Origin of the sequence: Micromonospora sp. CPM1, from assembly GCF_023896895.1 — a bacterium.
Lineage (GTDB): Bacteria > Actinomycetota > Actinomycetes > Mycobacteriales > Micromonosporaceae > Micromonospora > Micromonospora tulbaghiae.
The window spans coordinates 32,272-46,563 of record NZ_JAMHIU010000024.1 but is presented as its reverse complement, the minus strand read 5'-3'; the positions used below and the strand labels follow the sequence as shown (position 1 = coordinate 46,563).

Sequence of the window (14,292 nt, the reverse complement as noted above, 5' to 3'; positions counted from 1 at the left end):
GCCGTGACCCGGGGCCGGACGCGTGTGCGTCCGGCCCCGGCTTCTTGATCCGCCACCCCGGCGACGGCCGGCGCCTAGGATCGGAGACGGAACCGGAGGAAGGCGGGCCAGCGTGAGCGCAGACGACGCGCAGCGGTCGGCGCGACGGCGGAACCGGCTGCTGCTGGCGGGCCTGCTCGCCGTCGTCGGGCTGATCCTGCTGCTGCTCGGTCTCACCGTCGCCACCGGCACCGTCGCCGGCGTCGAGGTGGTGCTCGCGCTGTTGCTGCTGGTGACCAGCTACGCGATCCAGCGTGTGGCCCGCCGCGAGACCGTCTACCGCGACGAGCGGCGCTGACCGGCTCGGCGCCCCGGCCGGGCTAGGCTGCCGGTGTGGATCACGAAGACCGGATTGCGCTGTTCCTCGACTACGAGAACCTGGCCCTGGGCGTACGCGACCATCACGGCGGCCGGCCGTTCGACTTCCGGCCGATCGCCGACGCGCTCGCCGAGCGGGGACGCGTGGTGGTGCGGCGGGCGTACGCGGACTGGTCGTACTTCGACGAGGACCGGCGGATGCTCACCCGCTCACACGTCGAGCTGATCGAGATACCGCAGCGGATGGGCGCCTCGCGCAAGAACGCGGCCGACATCAAGATGGCGGTGGACGCGGTCGAGCTGGCGTTCGAGCGCGGCTACATCTCCACGTTCGTGATCTGCACCGGGGACAGCGACTTCACCCCGCTGGTGCACAAGCTGCGCGAACTCAACAAGCGGGTGATCGGCGTCGGGGTGGAGAAGTCCACCTCCGCGCTGCTGCCGCCGGCCTGCGACGAGTTCCTCTACTACGACCGCCTCGAAGGCGTCGACGTACCGCCACCGGCCGTCCGCCGGGCGCGCCCGGCCCGTCCCTCACCGGTGGAGCCGGCGCCCGAGCCGGCGGTGGAGACCGCGGCCGAGGAGGAGTCCGCGCGGGACGTCGACACGCTCGCCGTGCAGCTCGTGCAGACAGTCGCCGGCATGCAGGGCAGCTCCAGCGGCGAGGTGACCGCCTCCGCGCTCAAGCGCGCGCTGCTCCGTAAGGACCCGACGTTCAGCGAGTCCGACTACGGCTTCCGTACCTTCGGGGAACTGCTGCGCCACCTCGCGGCGCACAACGTGGTCGAGCTGGCCTCCGGGCCCGCCAAGGGCGATCCGGAGGTGTCGCTTCCCGAGCAGGGCGACCGGGAGGTCGCGTTCGGGCTCCTCCGCTCCGTGGTGGTGGACCTCGCCGCGGACGGCGGCGCGGTGGCGTTGTCCGGCCTGAAGGACCAGCTCCGGCGCGCCCGGCCCGACTTCAGCGAGAAGAAGCTCGGCTACCGCAGCTTCCTCCAGTTCTGCAAGGCCGCCGCGACCGGCGGCGCGGTGGAGCTGCGCTGGAGCCCCGAAGACGGCGACTACCTCCTGACCCCCAAGACCCCCTGACCCACCCCCGCCACCCGCCCTGGCCCGCCCCGGTCCCGCGATCTTGCACTTACGGACCACCCGAACCGGATGAATCCGGACGCTCGTCGGGCGGCAAGTGCAAGATCGACGGCGTGGTGGGCGGGCCTCGGAGAGGAACCCGAGGGGTGGGGTTGCGGGGAGGGGTCAGGGTGTCGTGCCGGAACGGACGGCCCGGCCGATTCGTAGGCCGACCAGGTCCAGGAGGGGCGGCTCGGATGAGGTCGTGGGGCTCGGCTCGCCGGTGGGGCCGGGCTCGCCGGTCGGCGCCGGGTCGCCCGTCGGGCTCGCGGTCGGCGCCGGGGTCGTCTCGTCGGCAGGAGGGCTGGACGGTTCGACCGGTGCCGGCGGACGGTCGGCGGCGTGCGTCGGCGACTGCCCGGCGACAGGCGGTGCGGTGGTGAGGACCCGCTCGCCCGACCACTCGGCCGGATTCGACGGACGCTCCGGTCGCGGCGCGGGCCGGGTCGGCCGGGGCGCCGGGGGAGACGACGGCCCGACCGAAGTCACCACGGGCGGCGCCGAAGGCGCAGCCGTCGTGGCGGGAACCGCGGCCGGCCGGTGCGCCGGATCGGTCTGCCCGGCGGTGGCCGTCCAGGTGCCGGCCGAGGTGACGCCCAGCAGTACGGCCACCGCCGCGACGCCCGCCGCGGCCAGCCGCTGGGGGAGTGCCCGCTCGGCCGGGGCGTCCCACGGGCCGAGCGGCCGGGGTGGGCGGGGCCGGGCGGCCCGGTGGGCGGACCGCAGCGCCTCGACGTCCTCGACGACCGCCTGCCGCGTGCCGGTGGCGTCGGCGTGGGCCAGGGCGAGGTAGAAGCGGGCGTTCGCCGCGCCCGGGGCCGGCGCACGCAGGCCCGCCGGTGTGCCGCCGTCGGCGTCGTGCAGCAGGGTGACCGGACGGTCCGGGTGATGTCCGAGGCCGCGTAGATCCCGCAGTAGCCAGTCCCGCCGGGCGTCGTGCCCGGCGAAGGCCACCCGCCGGTCGGTCACCACTGCGGCGCCGCTGTCGACCACGCGCAGTCCCGCCGGCAGCGGACCGTCGGCCGGGTCGAGACAGCCGGCGAGCGTGCGGCCCGGCGCCGGCAGTCCGGGCAGGTGCCGGGCCGTGGCCTCGACCAGGTCGACGGTGGGCAGGATGCGGTAGACCACCTCGCCGTCGTCCAGCGGCACCGGGAGCGCGGTGCCGGGCAGCGCGCAGCCACGGAAGCCCGCCGCCTCCATCGACAGCCGGTCCAGGTGTTCGGCGCGGCGCCGCCAGATCCGGGCCGCGGCCTCGTACGCCTGACGCCGGCGCTCGTTCTCGCGCCGTGCCCAGGCCAGCCGCCGTTGCGGATGAGCGCCGATCGCATCGGGTCGCCTCGCCGTCACACCTGGTACAACGCTCTCCGGAAAGCGCGGATACGTGAGCGCGGCTATCGTCCGGTTTGGCGGTGGTATGCCCGCGATTAGACTTCGGGCATGCCGCGGATCGTCCAGTTGCTGGCCTCGCCCGGGCACCGGTACGTGGGCCGCCCGGCGGACGGACCCGCCCCCGCGCCACCGGGCGAACTGGTCGACCGGGTGGAGCTACGAGCCGGGCTCGGCATCGTCGGTGACCGCTACTTCGGCCGTCCCGCGCACCGGCAGGCGAGCGTCACGCTGATCGCGCGGGAGTCGCTGCCGCCCGGCGCGGACCTCACCCAGCTGCGGCGCAACGTGCTGACTGAGGGCATCCCGGTGGACGAGCTGGTCGGCCGCGTACTCACGCTCGACTCCGGCGACGGCCCGGTCCGGCTGCGCGTGCACCGGGCCGCGCCGCCCTGCGCCTGGCTCGACGTGGTGGTCGCCCCCGGCACCTGGAAGGCGATGCGCCGACGCGGCGGCGTCCGGTGCGCCCCGCTCACCGACGGCGTCCTGCGGGTCGGGCCGGTCACCGTGTCCGTAGACGATTGACCCGGTTCGGGAACTTTCCCCACCCGAGGGCCGACCAACCGGGGGCGACCGGCACTCCGGCGCCGGCAGGAGGGACGCCAGGAATGAACCGAGCGGGGCGCGCATCCGTACCGTCCGGCATGAGCAAGCCGGACCGGCGGGCCGGCCGCGGATGAGCCCGGACGCCGACGACGAGCAGGTGACCGGGTGGGCGCGCCGCGCCGCCCGGGGAGACCAGCTGGCCGCGGCCGCGTTCGTCCGGGCCCTCCAGGCACCGGTGTGGCGGTTCCTCGCCCACCTCGCCGGGCCCGCCGAGGCCGACGACCTCGCCCAGGAGACGTTCCTGCGCGCGCTGCGCAGCCTGCCCGGCTTCGCGGGCCGGTCGTCCGCGCGTACCTGGATCTTCACCATCGCCCGCCGGGTCGCGGTGGACCACGTGCGCGCGGCGACCGCCCGGCCCCGGGTGGCCGCGCTGCCGGACTGGCAGGCCGCCGCCGAGGCGGCCGGCGCGGTGACCGGCGGCGGGGACGACGGCGTCGTGCTGCGCGGCCTCATCGCCACGCTGGCGCCGGACCGGCGGGAGGCGTTCGTGGCCACCCAGGTGCTCGGCCTGTCCTACGCCGAGGCGGCCGAGGTGTGCGGCTGCCCGGTGGGCACCATCCGCTCCCGCGTGGCCCGCGCCCGGGAGGACCTGGTCGCCGCCTGGTCCGGCGACGCCCGCGACCGCCGGGCCCGCTGAGACCGTCACCACCGGGACCACGGCGAGGCGCAGGTCCGCGGGGGGACCGTCAGGCGGCCCGCCGGTCGCGGGCCTGTGCGGGGTACGGGCCGGGCGGCACCAGCCGCAGCGTCGGCGCGGCCGGTTCCTCGGTCCGCAGCGCCCACCGGGATCCCTCCGACCGGCGCTGACCGGGCGGGGTGTCGCCGGGGCGCCGGCCGAGGCGGGACAGCACCAGCATCACGGCCCAGCCGACCAGCAGGAAGCCGTGGCTGACCAGCCGGGTCATCGCCACCTGCCCGGTGATCAGGTCGTTCACCGACAGCAGGACGAGCGTGGCGACGAACGCGCTGAGCATCGGCAGCAGGCCGGACGGGGCGGACCGGCGCGCCGCCACGTAGAGGAACCCGGCGCCGACCGCCACGTTCCAGGCCGCCGACTCGTGCCACAGGTGCTGGCCGGAGGCGTGCGCGTGCGTGACGACCGCCTCCCGGCCGATCTGGGCCAGGCCGAGTACGAGCTGCACCGCGCCGAGCAGGCCGAGCGCCCCGCGCAGCCCGAGCGTGATCCGGTGGCGGCGGCTGGGCCGGGGCGGGGGAGCGGCCGCCAGGACCGCGTCGACCAGGTCGGGCACCCGCGGGGCGAGCTGCGTACGGGCCCGCCGGGTCACCGACGCGGCCGAGTCGAACCAGCCGCGGCAGCCGGCGCAGCCGGTCAGGTGCGCCTCGGCCGCCTCGATCTCCGACTCGGACGCCTCACCGTCCAGCTGTGCCGACAGGATCTCCCGCCACTGCTCACACACCATGTAGGGATAGTCGTCGGGACACCCCGCCTGGTTCCCGGCGGGGTGCGGGTCACGTCCGCGCGGCCGGTGACCGTTCCGCCCACGCGTGCAGCGCGTCCCGGTCGCCGGCGGAGTCGAGGTTCAGCGCCGCCTCGATGAGCGCCAGATGGGTGAACGCCTGCGGGAAGTTGCCCAGGGCGGTGCCGTCGGGCGCGCGTTCCTCCGAGTGCAGGCCGAGCGGCCCGGCCCGGCCGGCGAGCCGGTCGAAGATCTCCCGCGCCTCGCCGTGCCGGCCGGCCAGCACCAGCGCGGAGACCAGCTCGAAGGAGCAGAGCAGGAACGCGCCCTCGGTGCCGGGCAGCCCGTCGTCGACCCGGTAGCGCCGGATCAGGTCGGGCGCGACGGCGAGGTCGGCCCGGATCCGCTCGACGGTGGCGACCATCCGCGGGTCGTCGCCGGGCAGGAACCCGACGAGCGGCATCCGCAGCAGCGACGCGTCCGGCTCGGTGTCGCCGTACGCCGTGACGAAGCTGCCGGCGCGCTCGTCGTACCCGCGGTCGAGCACCTCGGCGTGCAGCGCGTCACGTTCCCGGTGCCACCGGTCCACCGGGGCGGTGCGGTCACCGAGCAGCCCGGCGAGGCGGATGCCCCGGTCCAGGCAGACCCAGGTCATCACCTTCGAGTTGACGTAGTGCCGGCACGGGCCGCGGATCTCCCACACCCCGTGGTCCGGTTCCCGCCAGCGCTCCGCCATGGTCTCGACGTGACGCCGCAGCAGCGCCCACTGCGGGCCGGTCAGCTCACCGGTGAGCTGCTGGTAGGCCAGCGCCGCGTCGAGGATGTGCCCGTACGTGTCGAACTGGATCTGGTGGGCCGCCTCGTTCCCGATCCGCACCGGCGCCGAGCCGGCGTAGCCGGACAGGTGCGGCAGCTCGCGCTCCTCGGTGAGGTGGCCGTGGATGCCGACGAGTGGGGCGAGCGGATGCTGCCGGGCGCAGACGCCGAGCAGGAAACGCAGGTAGCGGCGGCCCTCCTCGGCGTGGCCCAGGCGGAACAGCGCGAGCAGCAGCAGCGCCGCGTCCCGGTGCCAGGTGAAGCGGTAGTCCCAGTTGCGTACCCCGCCGATCTCCTCGGGCAGCGACGTGGTCGGGGCGGCCAGCAGCGCGCCGGTCTCGTCGTAGGACAGGCCGCGCAGCACCAGCGCGCTGTGCCGGACCGCGCCGGCCGCGAAGCCCGCGTAGTCGCCGCGCGCCGACCACGCCCGCCAGGTGCCGGCGGTCCGCTCGGTCAGCTCGCCGGCGTCGGCGAGCGCGGGCACCGGGCCGGCGTACCCGAGCAGCAGCGTGGCGTCCTGCCCGGCGCGCAGCTCCGCCTCGGCGACGAGCGTGCCACCCTCGACGCTGACCGGCAGGTCGGTGTACAGCCGCAGCGGCGTGCCGTCGGCGTGCCAGCCGGTACCGTCGCGCCGCCAGCGCACCGGACGTGCCCCGTACCCGGGGCGGGGCGTCAGCTCGGCGCGGACCCGCAGCAGGCCGTCGGTGACCCGCAGCCGGCGCACCAGCACCCGCTCGGCGTGGATCGGCCGGTCGGCGGCACCGGGCCGGACCGCGAGCAGGTCCTCGCCGGCCGCCGTGCCGGACGGGCCGGCCCAGTCGTTCTCCAGCACCAGCGTGTCCGGCCGGTAGCGGCGCCACGGCGCCGGGCAGCCGGCGACGGTGAGCGTGAACCGGCCGCCCGCGTCCCGGTCGAGCAGCCGGGCCGCCACCGCGTCGCCCGCCGCGTCCGGTACGCAGAACCACTCGACCGCCCCGTCCGGCGCGACGAGCGCCGTGGTGTGCGTGTCGGACAGGAACGCGTACGCGTCGATCGGCGGGAACGCCGGCGGCGACTCGGGCACGGCTGTGACTACCCGGGGCGGGCACGGGTAAGCGGGCCGGGGAGGGGCGCTGTGACACGCGAGTTCGTGAACTGGTCCGGCAGCCTCCGCTTCACGCCGGCGGACCGGGCCGAGCCCGCCGACGAGGCCGAGGTGTGCGCGCTGGTACGCCGTGCCCGGGAGAGCGGCGCCACCGTCCGGCCGGTCGGCTCCGGGCACTCGTCCAGCCCGCTGGTGCGTACCGACGGGATCCTGCTGAGCCTGGACCGGCTGTCCGGCGTGATCTCCGACGACGGGCGCCTCGCGACCGCGTGGGCCGGCACCAAGCTCAGGGCGCTCGGCGAAGGGCTCTACGACGCCGGGCTGGCCATGGACAACCTGGGTGACGTCGACTACCAGTCGATCGCCGGGGCGACCGCCACCGGCACCCACGGCACCGGCATCGGCTTCGGGAACCTGAGCACGCAGGTCACCGGCGTACGCCTGGTCACCGGCACCGGCGACGTGCTGGACGTGGACGCGCGCCGCAACCCGGAACTGCTGCCCGCCGTCCGTCTCTCCCTCGGCGCGCTGGGCGTGGTCACCCGGATCACGCTCGACGTGCAGCCGACCTATCAGCTGCACCGCCGCTCCTGGTGCGCGCACCTGGACTGGACCCTCGACCACCTCGCCGAGCTGCAGCACACCAACCGCAACATGGACTTCTACTGGTACCCGCGCAGCGACCGCACGCAGGTCCGGGTGATCAACCGCATCGACACGGACGCCGCGCCGGAGCGGGCGGAGGTCCGGTTGCCGGACGGCGAGCCCCGGCAGAGCCAGGTCGGGCCGACCCACCGCACCATTCCCCGAGACCGGGAGCTGCGCTTCGAGGAGATCGAGTACATGCTGCCGTCGGAGGCGTTCCCGGCCTGCTTCGCCGAGGTGCGCCGCCGGGTACGCGACCGGCACCGCCGGGTGGCCGCCTGGCGGGTGCTCGTGCGCACCATAGCCGCCGACGACATCTGGCTCAGCAACGCCTACGGCCGCCCCACCACCACGATCGCCTGCCTGCAGAACACCTCGCTGCCGTACGAGGAGTACTTCCGGGACGTGGAGGCGGTGTTCCGGCACTACGGCGGACGCCCGCACTGGGGCAAGAAGCACTGGCTCGGCGCGCGGGACCTGCGTCCCCTCTTTCCCCGCTGGGACGACTTCCAGGCGGTGCGCCGCCGGCTCGACCCGGACGGGGTGTTCCTCACCCCCGACCTGGCCCGGCTGCTGGAGGAGCAGTGAACGGGCCGGTCGGCGCCCGGATCTGGGTGGTGCCCGGCGGGCACGTGCCGTTCCCCGCGCACGGCCCGGAACCGGCGTTCACCGCCTTCGACCAGCTCTGCGTGCTCAACGCCGGCGACGAGGACGCCGAGCTGGAGCTGGACTTCTACTACCAGGACGCCGAACCGGCCGGACCGTACCGGATACGGGTCGGTGCCCGACGCATCCGGCACGTACGGGTGAACGACCTGATCGACCCGGAGGCGGTGCGGCTGGACCGCCCGTACGGCTGCGTGCTGCGCTCCCCGGTCCCGGTGGTGGTGCAGTTCCTGCGCCAGGACACCCGGCTGCCCGGGGTGGTGGCGCTGACCGGCACGATGGCGTACCCCGGGTGAGGTTCGAGCGGGTGACCGCGGGTACCCGGGCGCATGCGGGATGCCATCGACCGGGTACGCGACGCCGGGCGGTCGAGCCGCCGGAGGCTGCGCACGTACTTCCTCGTGGCGGTCCAGGCCGGCCTGGCCGCCGCGCTGGCCTGGACGGTGGCCCGCGAGGTGCTCGGCAACCCCGACCCGACGTTCGCGCCCGCCGCGGCGGTGAGCGTCATCGCCGCCTCGCTGGGCAACCGCACCCGGCGGACCGTGGAGCTGGTGGTCGGGGTGGTCCTCGGCATCGTCGTCGGCGACCTGCTGGTGCGTCTCTTCGGCACCGGCCCGTGGCAGACCGGCGTGATCGTGTTCCTGGCGGTCTCCGCGGCGGTGCTGGTCCGCGGCACCGGCGCGCTCGTCACCCAGGCCGGCGGTACGGCTGTCCTGGTCGCCACGCTGACCCCGGTGTCGCCCGACCTGGAGCTGCCCCGGACCGTCAACGCGCTCGTCGGCGGCGTCGTCGGCCTGCTCGTGGTGCTGCTGATCGCGCCGCTGAACCCGCTGCGGGCGGTCCGCCGCGTCGCCGACCCGGCGCTCGACACGTTCGCCAGCCAGATGACCGCCTCGGCGGAGGCGCTGGCCCACGCCGACGTGCGCGCCGCCGACGAGGTGCTGGCCCGGATGCGCGCCGCCGAGACGGAACTGGACCGCATCGACGAGATGGTCGGCGCCGCCGGCGAGGTGGTCCGCTTCTCGCCGGTGCGCTGGCGGCGACGGCGGGCCCTGGCCGCGTACCGGCGCGGCGCCGAGCACCTGGACCGGGCGTTCCGCAACAGCCGGGGCATGGTCCGCCGGATCGGCACCGCGTTGCGGGACCGGGAGCCGGTGCCGCCGGAGCTGCCCGCCGCGCTGGAACACTTCAGCGAGGCGATCCGGCTGCTGCACCGGGCGTTCCTGGCCGCCGACGAGCCGGTCGCCGCCCGGGAACGGGTGCTGCGCGCGGTCCGCGCCGCGGGCGAGGCGTGCCGGCAGGACATCGGCTTCTCCGGCACCATCGTGGTGTCGCAGCTGCGGACCGTCGCCAACGACCTGCTGCGCGCCACGGGCGTACCCGCGGACGAGGCCCGCCGCCAGGTCCGCCGCGCGGCGGCGGCCCGCTGAACGGGCCGCTCACACCTCGGTCAGGCGGGACTTCTGCACCTTGCCCATCGCGTTGCGGGGCAGCGCGCCGACCAGCCGCACCTGCCGGGGCCGCTTGTGCGCGGACAGGTGCCGCGCCACGAAGTCGATCAGCTCCGCCTCGGCCACGCCGTCGCCGACCACGTACGCGGTCACCTGCTGCCCCAGGTCGGGGTGGGGCGTGCCGACCACCGCCGCCTCCCGCACCCCCGGATGGGCCAGCAACGCGTCCTCCACCTCGCCGGCCCCGATCCGGTACCCGCCGCTCTTGATCAGGTCGGTGGCGGCCCGGCCGACGATCCGGTGGGCGCCGTCCGGGCCGACAGTCGCGACGTCGCCGGTGCGGAACCAGCCGTCCGCCGTGCGGGTGGCCGCGTCGGCGTCCGGCCGGTTCAGATAGCCGTCGAACAACGTGCCGCCGCGTACCTGGAGCTCACCCATCGCCTCGGCGGGCAGCGGGCCGCCGTGCTCGTCCACCACCCGCGTCAGCACGCCGGGCAGCGGCACGCCCACCGTACCGGGCCGCCGGGGACCGTCCGCGCGGGCGCTCACCGTCACGAGCGTCTCGGTCATCCCGTACCGCTCCAGCGGCCGGTGCCCGGTCAGCCCGGCCAGCGCCGCGAAGACCGGCTCCGGCAGTGCCGCGCTGCCGGACACCAGCAGCCGGGCGCTGCGCAGCGCCCGCGCCGCCGCCGGTCGCGCCGCGATCCGCGACCAGATCGTGGGTACGCCGAAGTACATCGAGGCGCCCGCCGCCGCGTACCGCTCGGGGTGGGGCCGGCCGACGTGGCGCAGCCGGCTGCCGACGCGCAGCGGGCCGAGCACGCCGAGCACCAGTCCGTGCACGTGGAACAGCGGCAGGCCGTGTGCCAGCACGTCGTCCGGCGTCCACGCCCACGCGTCGGCGAGCCCGTCCAGGCAGGCGGCGATCGCGCGGCGGGACAGCACGGCGCCCTTCGGCGCGCCGGTGGTGCCGGAGGTGTAGAGGATCAGCGCGGTGGCCGCCGGGTCGGGCTCGGGGTGCCGGGTGTCCGAGCGCCGGGCCGGGTCCAGCGACACGACCGGCGGCGAGCCGGCGTCGGCGTCCGGTGTGCCCGGCGCCGCCAGCAGCAGTTCCGCGCCGGAGTCGCGCAGGATGTGGTCGCGTTCCATCGGGCCGGCGTCCGGCGGCACCGGCACCACCGCCGCGCCTGCCAGCAGCCCGCCGACCACGCCGACCACCGTCTCCAGGCTCGCCGTGGCGGGCACCGCCACCCGGGCCGCGCCGCGCAGGTCGTCGGCGACGGCGGTGGCCGCCCGGCGCAGCTCCACCCAGGACAGCGACCGGTCTCCCACGCGCACCGCGCCCGGGCGGTCGTCGGTGGCCTCGGCGAGCCGGCTCAGCAGCGACACGGGCACCCCTCTCACCGGTACGTCCGCCCGGTGTGCCGGCGGACCCACCGTGACCGTAGCCGGGGCGGACACCCCGGCCCGGCGCGCCGTCAGGAATGTGTCATCGTGGTCGGCGGCGAGGGAGGGATGGGCGTGTCGGGTCCGTTGCGCGGGGTGCTGGTCGCCGACTTCTCCAGGATCCTCGCCGGGCCGTACGCCACGATGCTGCTGGCCGACCTCGGCGCGGACGTGGTCAAGGTGGAGGCGCCCGGCGGCGACGACACCCGCGGCTGGCGGCCGCCGGTGCGCGACGACGTCTCCACCTACTACCTCGCGGTCAACCGCAACAAGCGTTCGCTGGTGCTCGACCTGACCGACCCCGGCGACCGGACGCTGGCGCACCGGCTGGCCGACCGGGCCGACGTGCTGATCCAGAACTTCCGCCCGGGCGCGCTGCGCCGCTTCGGCCTCGACCACGACACGGTCACCGCCCGCAACGCCCGCCTGGTGTACGCCTCGATCAGCGGCTTCGGCGCCGCCGGGGGCGCCGACCTGCCCGGGTACGACCTCATGGTGCAGGCCGCGGCCGGGCTGATGAGCCTCACCGGGGACGCCGACGGCCCGCCCTACAAGGCCGGGGTGGCGGTGTTCGACGTGATCGCCGGGCTGCACGCGGCGGTCGGGATCCTGGCCGCGCTGCGGCACCGCCAGGAGACCGGGCGCGGGCAGCACGTCACAGTGGACCTGCTGTCCTCGGCGCTGTCCGGGCTGGTCAACCACACCGGCGCGCACGTCGCGGGGGGAGCGGCGCCGCACCGGATGGGCAACGCGCATCCGAGCATCGTGCCGTACGAGCCGCTGCCCACCGCCGACGGCGAGCTGGTGGTGATCGCCGGGAACGACGGCCAGTTCCGTACCCTCTGCCGGGTGCTCGGCGTGCCGGAGCTGGCCGGCGACGCGCGGTTCCGCCGCAACGCCGACCGCACCGCGCACCGAGACGAACTGCGCCCGCTGCTGGTGGCGGCGCTGTCCCGGCGCGGCAGCGCGGAGTGGTTCGCCGAGCTGCGCGCCGCGGGCGTGCCGTGCAGCCCGATCAACTCGGTCGCCGAGGGGGTCGCGCTGGCGCAGGGGCTCGGCCTGGATCCGGTGGTGACGGCCGGCGGCGTGCCGGGCATCCGGAACCCGATCGGCCTGTCCGAGGCGCCGCCCCGCTACGAGCTGCCGCCGCCGGGCCTCGACGAGCACGGCGCGGAACTGCGCGCCTGGCTCGCCGCGGAGTGAGCCCGGCCGCCCGCCGGGCGGCCCGTCAGAGCGTCTCGACCAGGCGGAAGCGTTCCAGCACGGCCGGCGTGTCGTCGTCCACCGTGAAACCGGGGTCGCCGAGCCAGCCGCGGTAGTCCTCGCCGTGCCAGAACCGCTCGTGGCCGGCCCGCCAGGCGGCGACCGTGTCGAACCCCTCGCCCTCGTCGCGCGCGTGGTCGAGATCGACGTCGCCGAGGCGGGCGACGCGCACCTCGACCAGCTCGATCACCGCCACCGGCCGGCCGTCGGAGTCGATCACCGCCGAGCGGGTGCCGACTGCGGGCAGCGGCTCGCCGTCGATCTCGTAGTCCTGGACCAGACCCGTGGTGGTGGTCTTGCTCCCGTCGAGCACGGCGGCGACGAGCTGGTCGCGCAGCGGTCCCGGGAAGGCGAACTCGAAGGTGGGCAGGTCGGCGTCCATGCGCGGCAGCGTAGCCGGGCCACGCGGGGCGGGCGCCCGGCCACCCAGCCCGGCCACCCAGCCCGGCCACCCAGCCCGGCCACCCAGCCCGGCCACCCAGCCCGCCCACTCAGCCCGGCCACTCAGCCCGGCGGCGGCAGCGTCCGGTCGAGCCAGTCGAGCAGGACCCGCTCGTACTGCGGGCTGACGCCGTCCAGGTCCTCGCGCTCCCCGAGCGTGGGGGCGTGGTCGCAACCGGCCAGCCGGGCCACCGTCAGCTCGACGTCGCGGGCGCTCCGCCGCCACACCGCGAGGCTCTCCTCGATCGGGACCCACGCGTCCGTCTCGCCGTGACAGAGCAGCACCGGGCCGGTCAGCCGCGCCAGGACCGGCGCCGGGTCGTAGTCCATGTCGGTCCAGGTGCCGGGCGTGGCGGGCAGCTCCTCGGGCAGGAACGCCAGCGGGAACCACTGGCGCCGCGCCGCCGCGTCGATCGCCGCCTGCGCCACCGGGCGGGTCACGTCGCCGCGCAGGTAGTCCTCGGCGAGCGCGCGCAACTCGACCAGCTCAGCCACGTCGGCCGGGCCGTACCCGTTGCGGCGCAACTGCTCGGCGGTGCCGTAGCGCATCTGCCTCGCGGGGCTCACGCCGCTGCACCCGACCAGGACCAGGAAGCCGACCGGACAGCGGGTGGCGGTGAGCGCCGCCGCCCACGCGCCCTGGCTGAAACCCCAGAGCCCGACCGGGGCCGCCCCGACGTGCCGGCGCAGCTCGGTCACCGCGGCCGACGCGTCCTCGGCCTGGTCGGCCAGCGGCACGTCGTGCCCGTCGATCCGGGGGCGGCGGTCGTAGCGCAGCACCGCGATCCCGGCCGGAGGCAGCAGCCGGGCCAGGTGCGCGTAGAGGAAGTGGGAGCGTTGCCCGGCGTGCGAGCCGTGCAGCACGACGAGGCCGCCGCGTACCGGCCCGGCCGGCAGGTCGACGACCGCCGGCAGTCCCGCCGCGCCGACCGTCGTCTCCATGCCGGGCAGTGAACCACGAGCCGTCCCGGCCGGTGGTCCCGGCCGCCGTCCGGGACACCCGCGTGCGTACGCTGACCAGGTACGTCGCCGCGACCGTGGAGAACCGCCATGACCAGCCCCGCACCCCGTGCCGTCCGGGTCGCCCGCCCCGAGGACGTGGCCGCCCTCGTCGACCTGATCGAGTCGGCGTACCGGGGCGAGCGCAGCCGCCAGGGCTGGACCCACGAGGCGGACCTGCTGGCCGGGCAGCGCACCGACCCGGAGATGGTGACCGCGGCGGTCACCGGCCCGGGCGGCGTGGTGCTGGTCGCCGAGCAGGACGGCGCCCTGGTGGCCTGCTGCCAGCTCGAACGCCGCGACGACCACGTCTACTTCGGCATGTTCGCGGTGGCCCCCGGCCGGCAGGGCGGCGGCCTGGGCCGGGAGCTGCTGGCCGAGGCCGAGCGCTACGCGGCCGAGCAGTGGCACGCCGGCGAGATGCGGATGACAGTGATCGTCCAGCGTGACGACCTGATCGCCTGGTACGAGCGGCGCGGCTACGTGCGCACCGGCGAGCTGAGCCCGTTCCCGTACGGCGACGAGCGCTTCGGCGTGCCGCTGCGGCCGGACCTGGCGTTCGAGACGCTACGCAAGAAGCTCGGCTGAC

At 76.0% G+C, this 14,292-nt stretch carries 15 protein-coding genes; 9 read left to right on the top strand and 6 right to left on the bottom strand.

Going from position 1 to position 14,292, the window contains the following annotated elements; translation table 11 throughout:
- Positions 1-112: 112 nt before the first annotated feature.
- Entirely contained in the window at positions 113-337 is a 225-nt protein-coding gene (locus M8C11_RS24970; RefSeq protein WP_013286169.1) for a hypothetical protein, read from the top strand.
- A gap of 35 nt (positions 338-372) precedes the next feature.
- Positions 373-1,443 (top strand): PIN domain-containing protein, encoded by a 1,071-nt coding sequence (locus M8C11_RS24965; protein ID WP_252453675.1) that lies wholly within the window; start codon positions 373-375, stop codon positions 1,441-1,443.
- A 165-nt stretch (positions 1,444-1,608) separates the two neighbouring features.
- Here M8C11_RS24965 and M8C11_RS24960 read toward each other — a convergent pair whose 3' ends face one another.
- On the bottom strand, positions 1,609-2,829 hold the full coding sequence (locus M8C11_RS24960) for a hypothetical protein (RefSeq protein WP_252453672.1): 1,221 nt from the start codon (positions 2,827-2,829) through the stop codon (positions 1,609-1,611).
- 90 nt (positions 2,830-2,919) lie between these two features.
- Between M8C11_RS24960 and M8C11_RS24955 the strand changes: the two genes are divergently transcribed.
- Both M8C11_RS24955 and M8C11_RS24950 read left to right on the top strand, forming a co-directional pair.
- Positions 2,920-3,393 carry a molybdenum cofactor biosysynthesis protein gene (locus M8C11_RS24955; protein WP_252453670.1) on the top strand — a complete coding sequence of 158 codons (474 nt, stop codon included), beginning with the start codon at positions 2,920-2,922 and terminating at the stop codon, positions 3,391-3,393.
- A 151-nt stretch (positions 3,394-3,544) separates the two neighbouring features.
- Positions 3,545-4,111 (top strand): sigma-70 family RNA polymerase sigma factor, encoded by a 567-nt coding sequence (locus M8C11_RS24950; protein ID WP_120570026.1) that lies wholly within the window; start codon positions 3,545-3,547, stop codon positions 4,109-4,111.
- A gap of 49 nt (positions 4,112-4,160) precedes the next feature.
- Here M8C11_RS24950 and M8C11_RS24945 read toward each other — a convergent pair whose 3' ends face one another.
- Together M8C11_RS24945 and M8C11_RS30650 are read right to left on the bottom strand one after the other, a co-directional pair.
- A complete protein-coding gene (locus tag M8C11_RS24945; protein ID WP_252453667.1) occupies positions 4,161-4,895 on the bottom strand; it encodes a zf-HC2 domain-containing protein in 735 nt (244 codons plus the stop codon).
- A gap of 49 nt (positions 4,896-4,944) precedes the next feature.
- Positions 4,945-6,771 carry a glycoside hydrolase family 15 protein gene (locus tag M8C11_RS30650; RefSeq protein WP_252453664.1) on the bottom strand — a complete coding sequence of 609 codons (1,827 nt, stop codon included), beginning with the start codon at positions 6,769-6,771 and terminating at the stop codon, positions 4,945-4,947.
- 51 nt (positions 6,772-6,822) lie between these two features.
- Between M8C11_RS30650 and M8C11_RS30645 the strand changes: the two genes are divergently transcribed.
- The 3 genes from M8C11_RS30645 to M8C11_RS24925 are packed head-to-tail and all read left to right on the top strand — an operon-like array spanning position 6,823 to position 9,533.
- Positions 6,823-8,025 carry a D-arabinono-1,4-lactone oxidase gene (locus M8C11_RS30645; RefSeq protein WP_252453661.1) on the top strand — a complete coding sequence of 401 codons (1,203 nt, stop codon included), beginning with the start codon at positions 6,823-6,825 and terminating at the stop codon, positions 8,023-8,025.
- On the top strand, positions 8,022-8,399 hold the full coding sequence (locus M8C11_RS24930) for a sensory rhodopsin transducer (RefSeq protein ID WP_120570023.1): 378 nt from the start codon (positions 8,022-8,024) through the stop codon (positions 8,397-8,399). The genes M8C11_RS30645 and M8C11_RS24930 overlap by 4 nt, the downstream gene beginning before the upstream one ends.
- A 33-nt stretch (positions 8,400-8,432) precedes the next feature.
- Entirely contained in the window at positions 8,433-9,533 is a 1,101-nt protein-coding gene (locus M8C11_RS24925; protein WP_252453658.1) for an FUSC family protein, read from the top strand.
- A gap of 9 nt (positions 9,534-9,542) precedes the next feature.
- Here the strand turns inward: M8C11_RS24925 and M8C11_RS24920 are convergent, their stop codons facing one another.
- Complete coding sequence (locus M8C11_RS24920) at positions 9,543-10,943, bottom strand: acyl-CoA synthetase (protein WP_252453655.1); 1,401 nt, start codon at positions 10,941-10,943, stop codon at positions 9,543-9,545.
- Between the two features lie 132 nt (positions 10,944-11,075).
- On the opposite strand from M8C11_RS24920, the gene M8C11_RS24915 reads away from it, so the two are divergent.
- Entirely contained in the window at positions 11,076-12,203 is a 1,128-nt protein-coding gene (locus M8C11_RS24915; protein WP_252453652.1) for a CaiB/BaiF CoA-transferase family protein, read from the top strand.
- A 25-nt stretch (positions 12,204-12,228) separates the two neighbouring features.
- On the opposite strand, the gene M8C11_RS24910 is transcribed toward M8C11_RS24915, so the two are convergent.
- Together M8C11_RS24910 and M8C11_RS24905 are read right to left on the bottom strand one after the other, a co-directional pair.
- Positions 12,229-12,645 (bottom strand): ASCH domain-containing protein, encoded by a 417-nt coding sequence (locus M8C11_RS24910; protein ID WP_120573794.1) that lies wholly within the window; start codon positions 12,643-12,645, stop codon positions 12,229-12,231.
- A 122-nt stretch (positions 12,646-12,767) separates the two neighbouring features.
- Positions 12,768-13,646: a S9 family peptidase gene (locus M8C11_RS24905; RefSeq protein ID WP_252453649.1), complete on the bottom strand. Its 879-nt coding sequence runs from the start codon at positions 13,644-13,646 to the stop codon at positions 12,768-12,770.
- Between the two features lie 108 nt (positions 13,647-13,754).
- On the opposite strand from M8C11_RS24905, the gene M8C11_RS24900 reads away from it, so the two are divergent.
- Positions 13,755-14,291 (top strand): GNAT family N-acetyltransferase, encoded by a 537-nt coding sequence (locus M8C11_RS24900; RefSeq protein ID WP_252453646.1) that lies wholly within the window; start codon positions 13,755-13,757, stop codon positions 14,289-14,291.
- Position 14,292: the final 1 nt, after the last annotated feature.

What these genes read in the sequence shown, in the direction of transcription:
- M8C11_RS24955 (WP_252453670.1), top strand. Translation starts at nt 2,920, where the DNA reads ATGCCGCGGATCGTCCAGTTGCTGGCCTCGCCCGGGCACCGGTACGTG.
- M8C11_RS24950 (WP_120570026.1), top strand. Translation starts at nt 3,545, where the DNA reads ATGAGCCCGGACGCCGACGACGAGCAGGTGACCGGGTGGGCGCGCCGC.
- M8C11_RS24945 (WP_252453667.1), bottom strand. Translation starts at nt 4,895, where the DNA reads ATGGTGTGTGAGCAGTGGCGGGAGATCCTGTCGGCACAGCTGGACGGT.
- M8C11_RS24925 (WP_252453658.1), top strand. Translation starts at nt 8,433, where the DNA reads ATGCGGGATGCCATCGACCGGGTACGCGACGCCGGGCGGTCGAGCCGC.
- M8C11_RS24910 (WP_120573794.1), bottom strand. Translation starts at nt 12,645, where the DNA reads ATGGACGCCGACCTGCCCACCTTCGAGTTCGCCTTCCCGGGACCGCTG.
- M8C11_RS24905 (WP_252453649.1), bottom strand. Translation starts at nt 13,646, where the DNA reads ATGGAGACGACGGTCGGCGCGGCGGGACTGCCGGCGGTCGTCGACCTG.
- M8C11_RS24900 (WP_252453646.1), top strand. Translation starts at nt 13,755, where the DNA reads ATGACCAGCCCCGCACCCCGTGCCGTCCGGGTCGCCCGCCCCGAGGAC.